A 15998-nucleotide genomic window follows, 5' to 3' on the forward strand; every position below is an offset into this window, starting at 1 on the left:
TCATGTGGATTGTTCGCCTGGCGCTGCAGCGGCCGTATACGTTCGTTGTTGCTTCGATGCTAATTGCCATTGCTGGTGTAATTTCGATTCGTCGGATGGAAACCGATATCTTCCCTGAGATCAATATTCCAGTCGTTGCCATCATCTGGACTTATCAGGGAATTCCCCCAGACGAAATGGAAACGCGAATCGTCGGCAGCTTCGAACGCGTGTTGTTCGCAACCGTGAACGAAATCGAGCATGTCGAAAGCCAATCGCTTAATGGGATTAGCGTTGTCAAAGTATTCCTACAGGAAGGCGCCAGCGTTGACTCTGCAATTTCGCAGATCGTGGCGACTTCCCAGCAGTCACTCAAGTCGATGCCGCCTGGGATCTTTCCTCCTTTAGTCATGTGCTATAACGCGGCCAACGTCCCAATCGTGCAGGCATCGATTGGAAGCGAAAGCCTCACCGAGCAGCAACTCTACGATTTGGCCACCAATTCCATGCGGCCCGGTCTCGCTCCGGTTCGGGGGGCACAAATGACATGGCCCTATGGTGGCAAGGTCCGGCAGATCATGATCGATATTGACCCGGATAAGCTATACGCGTGGGGAATTTCTGCCAGGGAGGTGTCTCAGGCGATCAACGCCCAGAATCTGATCCTACCGTCTGGATCCGCCAAGATTGGGGCGCATGAGATGAACGTTCGGCTCAATGGTAGCCCCGAAGCGGTCGCGGCGATTGGAGATTTACCTATCCGTTCCATTGGCAACCGTACGGTATTTGTCCGTGATGTGGCATCGGTACGCGATGGTTTTGCGCCCCAAACGAACATCGTGCATGTCGACGGAAAGCGAGGTGTGCTGCAACCCATTCTGAAATCAAGCGGTTCTACGCTGGATATTGTGCAAGGCGTGCGGGACCGGCTTCCGTCCGTGTTGGCGACACTGCCAGAGGAAATGAAGGTCACCTTGTTGGCCGATCAATCTGTATTTGTGCGTCACGCGGTGCATGGAGTATTAGTGGAAGCGGGAATAGCTGCTGGCCTGACTGGTGCGATGATCCTGCTGTTTCTCGGATCTTGGCGCAGCACATTGATTATCGTGATCTCGATTCCACTCGCGATACTTGCATCCATCACCATCTTGGGTGCGCTGGGTCACTCGTTAAATGTGATGACTTTGGGTGGCTTGGCATTGGCGGTGGGGATTCTTGTCGATGATGCTACGGTGGAAATTGAGAACATTCACCGAAATCTACGATTAGGGAAGGGGCTTACAACTTCCATTTTGGAAGGGGCACAGCAGATCGCGATGCCAGCGATGGTGTCCACTCTGTGCATATGTATCGTCTTCCTTCCGGTGGGCTTTATTACTGGAGCAGCACGTGCGTTATTCGTCCCGATGGCCCTGTCGGTCGTCTTCGCCATGTTTGCCAGTTATTTGCTAAGCCGCACACTTGTACCAACCATGTCGCGGTACTTGTTGGCGGCCGAGGTCCAGCAACATGCTCGCGCCAAGGAAACCGAGAATACTAAATTCTTTGCAAGTCTGCATGCTGGCTTCAATTCATTGTTTGATTGGATGAGAGACGTTTACGGTGTTGGGCTCTCGTGGATGCTGGCCCACCGATTGGTCGTCCTGGTCCTCTTCGCCGCGTTCACGACTGGTTCCTTCCTGTTGGTACCGATGATTGGACAGGACTTTTTCCCTTCAGTCGATTCAGGGCAAATTCGACTGCATGTGCGGGCTCCAGCAGGAACTCGGGTGGAAGAGACTGAACGCTACTTTGCCCAAGTGGTCGATACGATCTATGAAGTCGTGCCAGAGGATGAAATTGAGTCGGTCATCGATAACATCGGCATTCCGAACAGTGGGATTAACTTGGCGCTGAGCGATGGAACACTCATGTCGTCGGCCGATGGAGAAATCCTCATCTCGCTCGGGCACGAACATACTTCAACTGATGAGCATATGAAAAGGCTGCGCCGTGAACTACAGCGACGGTTTCCAGAGTTGACGTTCTTCTATAAACCGCCAGATATCATCTCTCAAGTTCTGAATTTCGGGCTGTCGGCTCCCATCGATGTTCAATTGGTCGGACCGCGACGCAATCAGAAAGAGAACTACAAGATTGCGAGTCAGATACGGGACCGAATTCAACAGATTCCTGGAGCGGCCGATGTGCGGATTCACCAAGTGCCCTTCGCTCCAGAGCTCCGAATCGAAACGGACCGTACATTGCTCAGTCAAATGGGCATCTCCCAATATGACGTTGCAAATGACGTGCTTGTTTCGTTGAGTTCCAGCAAACAGGCAGCTCCCAATTACTGGCTCGATCCCAAGAAGGGAATTCAATACCCGCTGGTCGTTCAATCTCCGCAAAGGCAAATTGATTCAATTTCGGCGATTACCGGTACACCAATCAACGCTAACCGAGATGGGACAGACTCCCAGCTATTGGGAAACCTATCCACGCTAAAGCGCAGTGTCGGCCCAACGAACGTAACGCATTACAACGTTGCCCCAAGCATCGACGTTTTGGCCAATGTCGAAGGCGCAGATCTCGGTAGTGTGGCCGCACAGATTGACTCTGTCGTTGCCGAATTCCAAGAGCAACTTCCGCGTGGCACTTCCATCAGAATGCGAGGTCAGGTTGAGAGCATGCGAAGCTCATTTTCGGCCTTGTCGTTTGGCGTCCTGTTCTCGATCGCACTGGTGTATTTGTTAATGGTGGTCAACTTTCAGTCGTGGACCGATCCTCTGATTGTGCTTATGGCTTTGCCAGGAGCTCTAAGTGGGATCATCTGGATGCTATTTGTTACGCAAACAACGCTGAGCGTTCCTTCCTTGATGGGCACCATCATGTGTATTGGGGTGGCCACAGCCAACTCGATTCTCGTCGTCACTTTCGCGAATGACCAACGGCAACTGGGCAAGAATGCCCACGACGCAGCCTGGGCCGCCGGAGTTACGCGGCTGCGCCCCGTTTTAATGACCGCCGGCGCGATGATCTTGGGCATGTTGCCGATGTCGCTTGGGTTTGGTGAAGGCGGAGAGCAGAATGCTCCACTGGGACGAGCAGTAATTGGTGGCCTGCTGATGGCCACGCTCGCCACGCTTGTCTTTGTTCCCCTGATCTACAGCTTGCTTCGCCTCAAAGCCCCCAAGACACAAGAGCAAATGGACCTGCTTGTCGATTAGCTGATCGAAACCGTAGCGCGACGAGTGTCGAACCAATCGAAGTACTTGAAAAATGTAAAAACGCATTATGAATAAGCCAGAACTTGGTGCTGACTCAGAATTGATCGACGAAGCGGGAACTCCAACGCCGCCTCCTCGCGTTTCCGCCTGGAAGGTATCCCTTCTGCTAATCGTGATTGCCGGAGCGACTACGGGCGCTTTCTTCCTTGGTTGGCTCCCTAAGGTACAGCAGCATATGGTACTCGCCGAAGAAGCCGAGCAGCGAGCAAATTCAACGCCAGAAGTCAAAGTCATGAGCCCTTATCCAGCAGAAACATCCACGGACGTGCTCCTGCCCGGCGAGATCAAGGCGATGGAAGAAACAGTGATTTTTCCGCGTACGAGTGGATACCTGAGGAAGTGGCATGTCGATATCGGCGATGTCGTGAAGAAGGGACAGCTTCTAGCAGAAATTGATACACCGGAAATCGATCAGCAACTCGAGGAAGCTCAGGCGACCGTCGAGCAACTCAAAGCCCGTCGTCAGGTAGCCGAAACCCAATTGGACTTGGCAGGCTATACGCTCGGACGTTTGGAACGCTTGATCGCATCCAATGCTGCCTCACAGCAAGAGTATGATGAGCGCAAAGCCGAACTAGCGGTAGCCAATCATCGCGTGCAAGTCGCTGAGGCGGATATTGCCGCAGGCATGGCCGATCTGCAACGAATTAAGGAACTGCAATCGTTTACGAACGTGTATGCTCCCTTCGACGGTACCATATCGGAGCGATCGATCGACTTAGGTCAATTGGTTACTTCCGGTAACGATCAAGCACAATCGCTCTTTCGCTTGCTGAGAACCGATCGGGTTCGAGTAGTTGTTCATGTTCCACAGCTTTATGCATCGAGTATCAAGACTGGTGATCAGGCTCAATTGATTGTTCGGGAAATGCCAACTCGAAAGTTCACGGGGCATATTGCCCGCACCGCCAAAGCAATTGACTTGCAAACCCGCACTATGCGTATCGAGGTAGAGCTGGAAAACGAAGAGGGGCTCTTGCTTCCCGGAGCCTACGTCCAAGTACAGTTGGCCGTACATCGCACAGATCCACCACTCGTTGTTCCTGCTTCCGCTCTGATTTTCAATGCTGATGGTGCTCAATTAGCAACTGTCAATTCACAGAACCATATTGAGCTGCGTGCTGTCGAGGTTGAAGCCGACCAGGGAGGCACACTGGGAATTGCCACGGGCATCACGGACGCGGACCGTGTTGTTATCAATCCAGGCGAACGGCTAACAAATGGCCTCTCCGTCAACGTGGTTAGTGATGTCAGCGAGGAGAGCTAGAGGGCCGAAACCTAATCGTCGTCAAGCCATCGCCAACGCGCTTCGTAGCGATATCCATTCTCTGGATTGATCAATTCGAATGCTGCAACAGATCCAATCGGTAGCGAAACAGTGGTCGTCGCTTCCACCAGTTCAAATGGTTCCGAGTGATCGAGCGGTTTGCGAAACAACTGGAATTGATCGTGTGGACGATTCTTGGGCAGTAGAACCCAAATTCGGCAAAGCCCAGTGTTGGCAGCGATTGTAAACTTGAATCGACCTACTCCATCTGCCTGGTTCGCCATAAGCTCGGGCAACTCCTCGCGGACGACCAAAATAGCATCAGCGTTGATGGGAACCGAACTGAAATCCAAGCTTGTCTCGTAAACGTATGTTCCATCATCTAATTGTGAGCGTACATGTTTAGGCTTGAAAGTCTCAGGCAGAAACTCTGCGCGCATCTCATCTTTATCAGTGGGGAGCTGGATTTCCAGCGATGAACGATCGGTAGCCTCTTCGGTGCGTCGAAAGCGAAAGCGGGCATACATTCGGGGAGGAGAGCCCTCAGCGTCGTCGTCAGACCATCCACGAAGATCGTAAATGCGGTCATCAGAAACGACATCGTAGCCAGTGAAATCGACGGGTTTGATCGTATCGACTTCTTTGAATTCGACAGGAGGAATTCGCGGCGGCGCACCCTCTTGGATAAGTCGCAACACATCACGATGGAGCGGGCTTGTCTGCGCTACGGCAGAAAGTATGTGCCCTTGTTGAATCGACTTCTCTCGCAACTGATACAGCGTGAATGGTATCGTATAAAGCAATACGCCCAACAGAAGTAGCCAGACGTATGTCGGCCAGTCTCGGAAGTTCAGTAGATTCGACAATAGTTTTCGGGAGGCCGACTGTTGAAGCTGTCTGGCTGCTGTTAAGGCCTTAGTCGGCTCACAAAGCCGCTTTGCATCCTCGTGAGACTCCATCGGGTCCCAGGCTGGTCCACTGGGAATTTCGTAGGTGGAGAAGGAGTCGTCGCTGTGACACATTTGTCGAGCGACACAGTACCCGTGGCGAGTTAACGCTGAGATCTCAAGATCAGAAAACCGATCCATATCGGTGCGAATTAGGGCCGCATTCCGTTGGACTTCGCGATGTGCGCAGGTTGGGTCCTGTTCGTGGTCGACAAGTGCGGTAATCGGAATGAACTTCACTCCAGCTGTATCGACGAAGGATTCGAACTCCAACTGGTTGACGCGATCCATCAGAATCATCGACGAGCGCAATGCTGTTCGCAGCAGTCCCTCGACCGGCTTTTCCCCCAGCACACGGAAGGTTGCTCCAGCATCGCTAACCAGTACGCTATCAAGCTTGTTTTGTGTTACCTTCAGATCTTCCTGAAGATGACGAAACATCCTTAGTCCGAGATTGTCGTAAACGCCTCCATCGGTAAGGAAGTGACTCGAGAAATCACCTTCGCTCGCACCTACCTCGGTTGCGCGAACTTGAAGTGGCGGGAAGAATCCAGGAAACGCCGACGAAGCGGCAACGGCCATGGGCACCGTAGCAAGGCCCATTTCCACGTCTTCGAAAATGACGTGTCGATTGCCTGGAGACCGCTTCTGCAGCAATAGTCCATCTCTATGAAATGCACAGATGGAGCCTTCGTTTACACTGGTCGCCAGCATGTACAGCCGCGGCTGATCGGGAAGCTGGAAAAGCCCAATATCACCAAACAGGTATTTCTTGTAATGTTGCTCTAGCAGTCCGGCTCGGGTGAGGCTTCTCTGAGTAGGCAGGAGGAGAATACGACGGGCGGCGTTTAACGCTGCTGCCAGGGGAAAGCGTCGCACGATTCGGTTGCGAACATCCATTTGAAGGAACCGGATCAGCTCTTGCGACACCTCCTCGAACTGTTCGTCCGAGCCGCAGTAGCGGTTCCAGTTGAGCGCCAGGTGAGCACCAATCACGCTGCCGCCAGAGACGGAGGTAATATGCGATACCTTCGGCAGGATCCGCGCATCCCGCAGAAAGCGGATAACCCCAAGGTGATATAGCACTGCACGAAAACCGCCGCCAGACAGTGCTAATCCAATGTTTTGATCGGGTTGGCTCATGAAATTGCTTCGATGCCGGAGTCATTCTGCAGCGATAGAGTGACGAAAACGCAGGGACGGCTCGCCGTAATATACGTCACGCTAGGCAGATGAGTTGAATCTAGGCGGGCTTCATTCGAAGGAAGTTTCGATTCCTTCAGCTTTTCGCATAAGTGAAAGTGAGCACTTGGCTTATCGTAGATAGAAAGAAACAGTGTCAGCCCCGTCTGGTAGTCTAAGAGTAACGCCCTTTCTTCGTCTTGATGACCTGAATGACGTCATCATGCCGACTCCCTTCAATAACGTCCTTCAGGACGATATTGCCATCGACGTACTGTATGTGGATACGCCATCCGGAGATTTTATCGATGTCGGCTCGGTAAATTGCCTGCTTGATGCCGCGTACGCGATGCAAGCGGGTTTTGGGAAAGCTACGCGTGCGATGGCACTCGTTGTTTTCCAATTCAGCGAGTGCCTCGAGAAACTCGACTTTCAAACGCGTGTCGGGAAGGATTTTCATGGCGTCGTGAATGATGCCAAATTCGTCCAGCAGTCTTTTTAGCTCTGCCATATCAATGTCCTCTATGGATCCAAGGGATTGGATGTGTTGGCCATGTCATTCGCCAGAGAAGTCCCGGTAAAGTATCGGGAGGAGTGATGCGATCGTATCTTTGAGGTCTTGCACTTCTACTACCCGCAATAGTGTCACGATGATTTGCCTGAATACCGGATCTTCATCCATCGAGAAGACGATTCTGCAGTTATTCACGGCCAGCACGTAGAGTGCGGCTTCCAGGTCCTGCGGCAAGGAATGTTGGATATTCTGCACGCCTGCGTGAAATCCAGCTGCGTCATATAGCAATAGCTGACAATGATCATTCAGCTCGGTGGCCAGTAGGCCTTGTTCTTCGGGACCTTTATTCGTCCAGTCTTCATGGAACGAGTGCGTGTCTTGGAACACGAGGTCCATAGGGGGACTGACCACACTGGTCACAAAAGCCCGGACAGTCTCGATGGCAGCCATATAGTGGGTCAGCTGGGAAAGTAACTCCTGTAGCTCGTCAGATACACGAGCATTCGCGTTTCGCTGGAGCAAATCACTCTGCAGCGATTCCAAAGCGGGCCGGAAAATCGGCGTATAGGCGAGAAGCCGAGCATAACTGGCGCGATATTCATCCGGCAAATCGCTCTCGGTGATCTCAGCAAATTGGCGTGACCACCGGAGTAAGTCGAGAGCACAGTGGCGAATAGTAAGAAAATTTCTTTGAAGAGACGGCAGCGTAGCGCCGATCAACTTCGCACATTCCCGCATCGATTGACGCATTTGCGATTCCTGGATTTGCGCCTGATTCATCAGACACCAGACCGCATCGATAGACGTGAGAACGCCCCGGAGCATCACAACCGAGTCGTTTAACGCCTGCCGCTCTTCTTCGAGACGATCCTCCAGGTTCCACTGGACGGCAACTTCCGTTGCCTTAGGACTGGCACGGCGGTGTACGGAGAGCAATTGCTTGCCGACGGCAAAAATATTGTCGACGGCGGTTTGCATGTCGCTATTCCATTGTTCGAGCGGCAAACGCGAGTGATTCGGCGTGTCCATGTTCCCTCGATTGTTTAATTCGCTTTGATCAGTTGCGATGCGAGTGGATCTCCATTATCGCGATTCAGAAGTGCTTTGAATCCCCCATTTTTCAGAAGACGTCTCGAGATCCTCACAATACCTAAGTGAACGGCTTCGGAAGTGTTCATATACTCTAAGTAGCGATGTTGCCTGTACGGATTACGCCTTTAGCCCAGCTTGATAGCAACCGAGACTTGGGAGTCATGAAAGCACCGATTGTCTTAATACACGGTACAAATGCCGGACCTTGGACTATGGCGAACTTTGCCGACTTTTTTACCTCCAACGGGTATGTTTGTCATTGTCCCGCGTATCGCAATCACGATCCAACTCCATCGCCTGAGCAGGCATCACAAATCAAGGGATTGAGCATTGCAGACTATGTGGAAGATATCGCATCGTATATCGGAACACTTAGCGAGACACCAATTCTCATTGGCCACTCGCTAGGCGGAATTGTCGCGCAGAAACTCGCGGCACGTGGCCTTGCGAGGGCGATCATACTGCTGAACGGAAGCGTCAATTGGGGAATCCTACCAGCAACTGAACAGGAAAGAGAGTTAGGCAGAATCCTGATTTCCGCTGGCGCGATCTGGGAAGAAACACTTCTTCCGGACTTCGAGACGATGGCACGCTTTGGTCTAAATAGGCTCGCGACAGATGAGCAGCATCGGGTGTTCGATCAACTTGGCCCCGAATCAGGGAGAGTTCTGTTTGAGCTGTTCCTGTGGATGTTCGATGACAACCAGACGACCAAGATCAACTACGATGCGATCGATTGCCCCATCCTGATGGTGTCAGTTACAGAAGATCTTGCGATCCCGCCTTCGACAGCAAAACGGATTGCCCAGTGCCACGGCGAGCTAGCCACATTCCACGAGGCTGTTGGGTTCGGCCACTACCTGACCTTGGAATCAGATTGGAGACAGATTGCGGATCTATGTGCGGAATGGCTTGACCGTCATGTTTGATCGGTCGAATAGTCATTCTGGCTTTTGCGGTTGGTACTCTCGATCGATGGTAATCAGCCACTGGTCGAATTCGAAACCATCTTCGCGCATTGAGAATTGGACCGTGTGTTGACCGGGCTCTTTGATATCGAGAAAGATCTTATAGGGCTCACCGCAATGATTCTTAGAAGTTCGCTGCTTGCTTTCCCACCGCCAACTGTGTTTTCCTTGGCACCACTGCATGCGTTGTCCACTTTCTGGCCAAGCGTCATCTAGTCCGACATGAATGCCGTTGTCTTCCGACCCTGTCGAATAAGCACGAACCCAGACATAGTATCGACCGGGCGTGGTGATGCGAACAGGATAGGAGAGCACCGCAGCGGTGCCTGGTTCATTTGCAAAATTCTCGCCTGGAATAAGCTTGTCGTCGTGAGTACGGCGGGTATCAGGTAGAACTTCCAAGTAGGCTTGTCCGCTGGCATCTTTCCAGTGGGCCTCGTCCCCATCCGGTGTTATGGCTGGGGAAATGTCTTGCGAGGTGAGATGAAACGCACGGTGATCCGTCTTGGTCTGATGATCAAATGCCTCCGCTTCTACGACAAGCAAGCCGTCCTTCTCAGTGGGGATAGCGTCCGTGTCTGCAGAGAAGGCGACTTGGCAGATGACATTGCTTCCAGTAATCATCGTAAAGAAAAGGACGATCGACAGAACGTTTATATGGAACATCGGTTATAGGGCTCGCTTTATGTTAATGAAAAGATGGGGTAGATGCATCTCAGCGATGCTAGGTCATCCAAGCTGATCGGAAATGGCAGCGGCGACCTCACTCGTCGTTGAGTTACCACCGATATCCTGGGTTTTTACCTTCCCTTCCTGAAGCGTCCGGGTTACCGCGCCCTCGATCAAGGATGCGGCTTGCTTTGCGTCAGGATCTTGGTGTTTATCCCCAAGCCAATCGAACATCATCGCAGCGGAAAGGATCGTTGCGATCGGGTTGGCGACGTTTCGGCCGGCAAGGTGGGGAGCGGATCCATGCGAAGGCTGAAACAATCCATGCTTCGGTCCAAGCTCTGCGGAAGGGGCCATGCCTAGTCCTCCGACAAGTGCCGCTCCAAGATCGGAAAAGATATCCCCGAACTGATTCTCCATTACGAGAACGTCGTAAGCGTTTGGATTCTGTATGAGAAACAGCGCCATCGCGTCCACATATTGGGCGTCAAACTGGATGTCTGGATACGCGATTGAGGTCTCGGACATCACCTTACGAAAGAAAGCAAAGCTTCGAAACACGTTGGCTTTGTCGACGCAGGTAACCGTCGGCTTTCCATCGGATGGACGCCCTGACCGCCGACCAGCGAGCTGAAATGCGTATTCAGCCAAGCGTGTGGTGGCGTTGCGAGTAATGATAATTGAATCGGTAGCGACTTGATCGTGAACTACGCAGCCGCCACCGAATGAGGCAAAGAGCCCCTCCAGGTTTTCGCGCAAGATGACCAGATCGATGTTCGCGTTGCTCTTGAGCGGCGAAGGAACTCCGGGGTACGACTTAACGGGACGAACCGCGACGAATAGATCGAGTTCCCGCCGCAGTCCCATCATCATCTGTGGCTGGACTTCGGTGCCATCGCTATTGCGAACATCGGGCAAACCGATCGCGGAGAGAAGTACGGCGTCCGCGCTGCGGCAAGCTTCCAAAGCTTCCCGAGGGAGCACTTCGCCTGACTTGCGATAGTGCTGGGCACCTGCTTGGTGAGACTGTAGGTCAACATGAAGATTAGGAAGCAGTTTTGAAACGCCGTTTACGACCTGAACGGCCGCATCCATGACTTCCGGACCAATACCATCCCCTGGTAGCAGCGCGATCGTATATTTACTCTGGAGGTCCAGACGTTGAGCCGAGACATCACCGACACTTTCAATCACGAGGATGACCTTTCAATAAGTTCCTGGCATTGTTCACGAGTGAGGACGCTGATCTCTTCATCTTTAAGCAAAAGATAGAGCTTGGCCGTCTCCTCCATTTCCTCGATTGCGGCGACTGCCGAATTGAGATTTGAGCCTGATAGAATTGGACCATGATTGGCTAACAAAACGGCACGGTACTGTGTTGCAATCTTGCCAACGACGTTTCCGAGCTGCGGATCGCCTGGTGGAAAATAGGGGACTCGAAAGACGCGGCCAACCTTCATCACGAAATAGGCGGTCATTGGTGGAATGACATTCTCTGGGTCAAGATCTCGCAGACACGATAAGGCAACCGAATAGGTGGAATGCAGGTGCACGACAGCATCATCCGTTTCACGCGAACGATACATGGCAAGGTGCAGAAAAGCTTCTTTGGATGGTTTATCTCCAGCAATCAGTGATCCATTCCAGCTCACTTTGGAAATCCGATCGGGGTCGATTCGCCCTAGCGAGCAATTCGTCGGTGTGATGAGCATTCCATCAGGTAGACGTACGCTCATATTGCCAGACGTACCAACGCCATAGCCACGATTGAAAAGCGACTTACCGTGTTCGGCGATCTGTTCTCGCAACTCCCCTTCGCTCATGGCAGCATCTCCAACGCGGCTCGGAAGAAGTGATTGTCCCCAAAATTTCCCGATTTAAGTGCGATTGCCAACTTGGATTCGTCTAGTGTTTCCATCCAAGGAACACCGGGAGCAATGGCGGGACCGATCCGAAATCGAGTTCTTCCGATCGCTCGGACAACGGCTCCCGCTGTTTCACCTCCGGCTACGATTAGCTTTTGGATTCCCTCAGCGATAAGAACGCGAGCGATACATCCGAAAGTCTCTTCAATGGCCGCAGATGTCTTTTGCGCCCCAACTTGGCTTTGGATCGAGGCTACTTCTTCTGGCGTCGAGGAACTGACAATAAGAACGTGGCTTGTTTTCAGACCCGTTCGCGCCCAGTCAAGAATGTTACTTAACGCAAGGTCACCGCGTACCAGCGCACCGATATCCAAGCGGAGCGAAGGCCACTCCCGAGGCCAAGCTTTTACCTGTTTCCGGGTTGCCTCGGAACAACTCCCCGCGAGAATCAGAGCGTTTCCGGTAGCGGACGGGGATGCTGCCTCGCTTTGTAGCGCAGCCAACTTGCCAGCTGTGAGATAGGCCACCGGCAACTTCGACCCAAGTCCTGACCCCGAGGTGACAAGCGGCAAGTCGACTACCGCCTGGGCAATACCTTGAAGATCGGCATCATCAATCGCATCGACAACCATCAATGGCTTATGTTGGATCAGGTTGCGTTCGACAGCCGCAGCGATCGCTTCAGGGCCACGCGCAACGGCTTCGTGCGGGATCAATCCGACACCATGCTTCGACTGATGCTGTAACACCAGCGCCAAATCAGACTCCTTCATGGGATTCAGCGGATGATCTTGCATGCCAGAACGATTGAGCGGCACTCCATGAACGAATAGGTGACCACAATAAACGGTACGACCATTCTCAGGAGTCGCGGGGCAGAACAACGTGTAAGAAGTCGAAAGGGCCTGCATCAATGCTTCGGCGACAGGACCGATGTTTCCTTCCTCTGTTGAGTCAAAGGTCGAGCAGTACTTGAACAACACTCTTTGAACACCAACTGTCTGTAGTGAACGTAAAGCTTCGAGTGACTGTGCGATGGCTTCCACTTTGGGGATAGAACGTGTCTTCAAGGCAATAACGACGGCATCGACAGCGTACTCCTGGTCAAATTTGTGATTTCCACCGAACCACAGTTGGGTGCGCATACCGCCGATCGTCAGTGCGCTTGCGAGATCACTAGCGCCTGTAACATCGTCGGCAATACATCCCAATAGCGGCGGCATACAGTCGATTTACCTAGCGTGTGATTGTGAAGTGGTCTGGACCGCAATAGCTCTTACCGGACATCCATCACCATTTTCTATCCGCAAAGGAAGCGCGATGAACTCAACTTGCTCTTGTGTCAATTGATCCAGATTAGCGAGCCCCTCGACGATGACCACATCGCCTTCGAGAAGAATCCGGTGAACTTCGGTTAGTTCGTCAATATTGTTCACGTCGGCAACAGAAGGGGGTTCCACGCCGATAAGTGCGACCTGCTTATCCACGAACCATTGGGCGAGCTCTGGCGAAATCCGCGGAAGTTCGTTGCGATAGATGGAATTGCCAAGGTGCTTATACCAATCCGTTCTCAGCAGAAGTCGGTCGCCAACTTCGATCGGTAACGAAGTACTGCTGGTGATCCGCTCAACTGTAAGCAGTTCGCTTGGGGACACGGGAGTCAGGTCGATTACTTTCGCCGGACCAACGAAGGAGGCTAAGGCCATCTGATCGATCGTCTGACCGGATGCAATGAAGTGCTTTGGGGCGTCCATATGCGTCCCGCAATGGGAATACAACGAAACGGTGGTCGCGTTCCAGCCATCCTGAAGAACGGTCTTGCAGTCGGTAACACTAGCACCGGGAAGTGCATTGTTTATCGGAATACTCAGATCGATGAATTCACGATCTGGAGTGGGGTGTTTAACACGTACTGGACGGTTTGCTGCCGCAGAATCGTAGGCCGATTCAACGATCCTTAGATTGGCGAGATAGTCGGAACCATTCGTTTCAAAGGGACGACCTGCTCGCAGACAGTCGATGAAGTGTTGCTGGGTTATCAGGACGCAATCGCCAGCGAAACCAGTTTTCGAAGGATCGTATTCATGTCGTGTAGGAGCTTCCCCCAGTCGCGCGATCTTGATCTCACCATCCTCACTGATCCAAATCGTTCCTTCGTTTCCTTCTATTTGAAAAGAACCAAAGGTATAGCGTGGATCAGAAGAGAGAGACTCGTTATAGCGACTAGCGTCCCAAATTCCCGTAGCACCGTTTGAGAAGCTTACCAGCAGGTGAACCGAATCTTCCCCTTGGATGGCATCGTTAAGCCGACGCGTTGAGCAGAAAACTTCGTCGATCTCTCCTGCGAGATAGCGGAAGGTATCGATGAAGTGGACACCGGTCTCTTGAATCAGGAATCGCTTCATGTCTCGGAAATAGGGTTGGCGGCCGAGGTATGCATCAGGACCCCATCCATCTCCCAATCGAGTACGGCAACTGATGGTATGCAGTTTGTTGCCAATGACTCCTGAATCTAATAGCGACTTGACGGCGCGATGCCAGGGCTGGAATCGAAAGTTCTCATGAACCATGAGGCGAATGCCCGCTTCGGCGGCCACCTGAACTAGTTGTTCTGCAGTTTTCAGGTCGGGAGCCAATGGCTTCTGGCAGATCACTGGCAAACCATGCCGTGCGACCATCTCAACTAGCCCGAAATGGGAAGCAGGTGGCGTGATAATATCGACGAATTCGACTTGCTCGGACGACAGTGCCTCTTCCAGTGTTGCATACGCGTTGGATACATCGTACTCGCTCGCCATAGCCTTGGCGGCTGCCTGATTTGTATCGCAGATTGCGACGATATCGACATCATTCATGCGGCGCCAGGCGTCGAGATGAAATCGAGAAAAGTATCCTGCTCCTACGCAGATTCCGCGAAGTGCTGTCATGACACGCACATCACCTTCTCGGTCGTTCGGTTTTCGACCGGTTGCAGGGAACGATGTGGGTTCACCCCCAACCAAGCGAGAATCGCGATCACATTCAAGCCAGCTGCGAGGAAGAAGAACGGAACATTAGACCCGGTCCAGGCAGCCAGGTAAGGAAAGGCCAAAGCTGTGATGAATGAGCCAATATTGCCAGCCATGTTCATGGTGCCCGAAACGACGCCGGAGTTCCGCTTACCAATATCAATGCAGAGCGACCAAGATGGAGACAAGGTCATATCCGCTCCAAAGATTGCGAGACTAAAGAAGATGATGGAACTCCAAGGCGTATTTGCCCATACACCGCAGACGAGCCCGATCGCCGCACAGGAAAAACCCAATATTGCAGGTCCTCTGCGAGACCATGTCCAACTGGAGCTTCGATAGATTCTGTCGACAAGCCAGCCTGACAGCCAGTTTCCTAGGGCTCCGCAGATGAGCGGAGCGGAGGAGTAAAGGCCAGCCTCCAAGGTGCTCAAGGAGTAAGTCTCCTTGAGATGTGGGAAAAGCCAAGTCAGACAGAAGAAGAAGGTAAAGTTTGAGCAGAAATACTGCAGCGATATCAGCCACATATTTCGGGAACGGAGCATCGCGGAAGCAATCCGGTAGTCTGCTGCACGGTCATGTTTGGCTGGGACCTGACGTGTGGCGAGGATGTCGTCTCGCTCCCAGTCAGCAATCGTGGGGTGTCCTGTCGGATCGTCGCGGAAAAACCAATACCAGGCGATTGCCCACATGAACCCAATCACCATCAGTAGGAGAAAACAGCTTCGCCAGCCGAGCGAAGCAATCAGGATCGCGATAACTGGAAGTGCGAACGCCGCACCAAGGCGTGATCCAGAAAAATTAATTCCTTGGACCAGTCCGCGATTTCCCATCGGTATCCAGGAAAAGACCGCGCGGGACATCCCTGGGAACGCACCGGCTTCGCCCGCGCCAAAGAGAAAGCGTGTAATCAACAACGGAACAAATCCAAATACCAGCCCTGTCAGTCCAGTAAAGATAGACCAGCAGACAACAATTGCCGAAAGGATCTTACGAGGGCCAAATCGATCCGCCAGCCATCCGCCTGGCGTTTGAAACAATGCATAACCCAGCGCGAACGCCGACATCGCCCAGCCCATCTGCTGACGGCTTAGGAGAAGATCGTTTTCCATCTGAACTGCCGCGGCCGAAATACAGATTCGATCGACATACAGCAGTACCGACAAGGCAAACGTTCCTCCGACGATCATGTGCGTCCGGCGGATATACAAGGAATGCTCCTTATTCAACTTTCGTTTCGC

General features: G+C 52.5%; 12 protein-coding genes. 3 read left to right on the plus strand and 9 right to left on the minus strand.

Features of this window, described 5'->3' with window-relative positions:
- The first annotated feature begins 2 nt into the window (after nucleotides 1-2).
- Together PSR63_RS25080 and PSR63_RS25085 are read left to right on the plus strand one after the other, a co-directional pair.
- Nucleotides 3-3185, plus strand: a complete 3183-nt coding sequence (locus tag PSR63_RS25080) for an efflux RND transporter permease subunit (protein WP_274328654.1) — start codon at nucleotides 3-5, stop codon at nucleotides 3183-3185.
- A gap of 67 nt (nucleotides 3186-3252) precedes the next feature.
- Nucleotides 3253-4512 carry an efflux RND transporter periplasmic adaptor subunit gene (locus PSR63_RS25085; RefSeq protein WP_274328656.1) on the plus strand — a complete coding sequence of 420 codons (1260 nt, stop codon included), beginning with the start codon at nucleotides 3253-3255 and terminating at the stop codon, nucleotides 4510-4512.
- Nucleotides 4513-4523: 11 nt separating this feature from the next.
- On the opposite strand, the gene PSR63_RS25090 is transcribed toward PSR63_RS25085, so the two are convergent.
- The 3 genes from PSR63_RS25090 to PSR63_RS25100 all read right to left on the minus strand — a co-directional run bounded on the left by PSR63_RS25090 (nucleotide 4524) and on the right by PSR63_RS25100 (nucleotide 8184).
- Nucleotides 4524-6602, minus strand: a complete 2079-nt coding sequence (locus PSR63_RS25090) for a patatin-like phospholipase family protein (RefSeq protein ID WP_274328658.1) — start codon at nucleotides 6600-6602, stop codon at nucleotides 4524-4526.
- Between the two features lie 214 nt (nucleotides 6603-6816).
- Nucleotides 6817-7152 carry a hypothetical protein gene (locus PSR63_RS25095; protein WP_274328659.1) on the minus strand — a complete coding sequence of 112 codons (336 nt, stop codon included), beginning with the start codon at nucleotides 7150-7152 and terminating at the stop codon, nucleotides 6817-6819.
- Nucleotides 7153-7197: 45 nt separating this feature from the next.
- Nucleotides 7198-8184 carry a hypothetical protein gene (locus tag PSR63_RS25100; RefSeq protein ID WP_274328661.1) on the minus strand — a complete coding sequence of 329 codons (987 nt, stop codon included), beginning with the start codon at nucleotides 8182-8184 and terminating at the stop codon, nucleotides 7198-7200.
- Between the two features lie 224 nt (nucleotides 8185-8408).
- Here PSR63_RS25100 and PSR63_RS25105 point away from each other — a divergent pair, with 224 nt between their 5' ends.
- Entirely contained in the window at nucleotides 8409-9176 is a 768-nt protein-coding gene (locus PSR63_RS25105; RefSeq protein WP_274328663.1) for an alpha/beta hydrolase, read from the plus strand.
- A 12-nt stretch (nucleotides 9177-9188) separates the two neighbouring features.
- Here the strand turns inward: PSR63_RS25105 and PSR63_RS25110 are convergent, their stop codons facing one another.
- The 6 genes from PSR63_RS25110 to PSR63_RS25135 form a co-directional block, all read right to left on the minus strand.
- Nucleotides 9189-9881, minus strand: a complete 693-nt coding sequence (locus PSR63_RS25110) for a hypothetical protein (RefSeq protein WP_274328665.1) — start codon at nucleotides 9879-9881, stop codon at nucleotides 9189-9191.
- Between the two features lie 63 nt (nucleotides 9882-9944).
- On the minus strand, nucleotides 9945-11078 hold the full coding sequence (locus PSR63_RS25115) for an isocitrate/isopropylmalate dehydrogenase family protein (protein ID WP_274328667.1): 1134 nt from the start codon (nucleotides 11076-11078) through the stop codon (nucleotides 9945-9947).
- Nucleotides 11075-11707: a 3-oxo-tetronate 4-phosphate decarboxylase gene (gene otnC, locus PSR63_RS25120; RefSeq protein ID WP_274328668.1), complete on the minus strand. Its 633-nt coding sequence runs from the start codon at nucleotides 11705-11707 to the stop codon at nucleotides 11075-11077. The genes PSR63_RS25115 and otnC overlap by 4 nt, the downstream gene beginning before the upstream one ends.
- Complete coding sequence (gene otnK / locus PSR63_RS25125) at nucleotides 11704-12972, minus strand: 3-oxo-tetronate kinase (RefSeq protein WP_274328669.1); 1269 nt, start codon at nucleotides 12970-12972, stop codon at nucleotides 11704-11706. Before otnK ends, otnC begins: the two co-directional genes overlap by 4 nt.
- A gap of 9 nt (nucleotides 12973-12981) precedes the next feature.
- Entirely contained in the window at nucleotides 12982-14676 is a 1695-nt protein-coding gene (locus tag PSR63_RS25130; RefSeq protein WP_274328670.1) for a cyclase family protein, read from the minus strand.
- Entirely contained in the window at nucleotides 14673-15968 is a 1296-nt protein-coding gene (locus PSR63_RS25135) for an MFS transporter (RefSeq protein ID WP_274328671.1), read from the minus strand. The genes PSR63_RS25130 and PSR63_RS25135 overlap by 4 nt, the downstream gene beginning before the upstream one ends.
- Between the last annotated feature and the right edge of the window lie 30 nt (nucleotides 15969-15998).

The sequence above is a fragment of the Bremerella sp. P1 genome, assembly GCF_028748185.1.
GTDB lineage: Bacteria > Planctomycetota > Planctomycetia > Pirellulales > Pirellulaceae > Bremerella.

Excerpts from the sequence above, each read along its gene's own strand:
- PSR63_RS25080 (WP_274328654.1), top strand. The coding sequence starts at position 3 with ATGTGGATTGTTCGCCTGGCGCTGCAGCGGCCGTATACGTTCGTTGTT.
- PSR63_RS25085 (WP_274328656.1), top strand. The coding sequence starts at position 3,253 with ATGAATAAGCCAGAACTTGGTGCTGACTCAGAATTGATCGACGAAGCG.
- PSR63_RS25090 (WP_274328658.1), bottom strand. The coding sequence starts at position 6,602 with ATGAGCCAACCCGATCAAAACATTGGATTAGCACTGTCTGGCGGCGGT.
- PSR63_RS25095 (WP_274328659.1), bottom strand. The coding sequence starts at position 7,152 with ATGGCAGAGCTAAAAAGACTGCTGGACGAATTTGGCATCATTCACGAC.
- PSR63_RS25100 (WP_274328661.1), bottom strand. The coding sequence starts at position 8,184 with ATGGACACGCCGAATCACTCGCGTTTGCCGCTCGAACAATGGAATAGC.
- PSR63_RS25105 (WP_274328663.1), top strand. The coding sequence starts at position 8,409 with ATGAAAGCACCGATTGTCTTAATACACGGTACAAATGCCGGACCTTGG.
- PSR63_RS25110 (WP_274328665.1), bottom strand. The coding sequence starts at position 9,881 with ATGTTCCATATAAACGTTCTGTCGATCGTCCTTTTCTTTACGATGATT.
- otnC (WP_274328668.1), bottom strand. The coding sequence starts at position 11,707 with ATGAGCGAAGGGGAGTTGCGAGAACAGATCGCCGAACACGGTAAGTCG.
- otnK (WP_274328669.1), bottom strand. The coding sequence starts at position 12,972 with ATGCCGCCGCTATTGGGATGTATTGCCGACGATGTTACAGGCGCTAGT.
- PSR63_RS25130 (WP_274328670.1), bottom strand. The coding sequence starts at position 14,676 with ATGACAGCACTTCGCGGAATCTGCGTAGGAGCAGGATACTTTTCTCGA.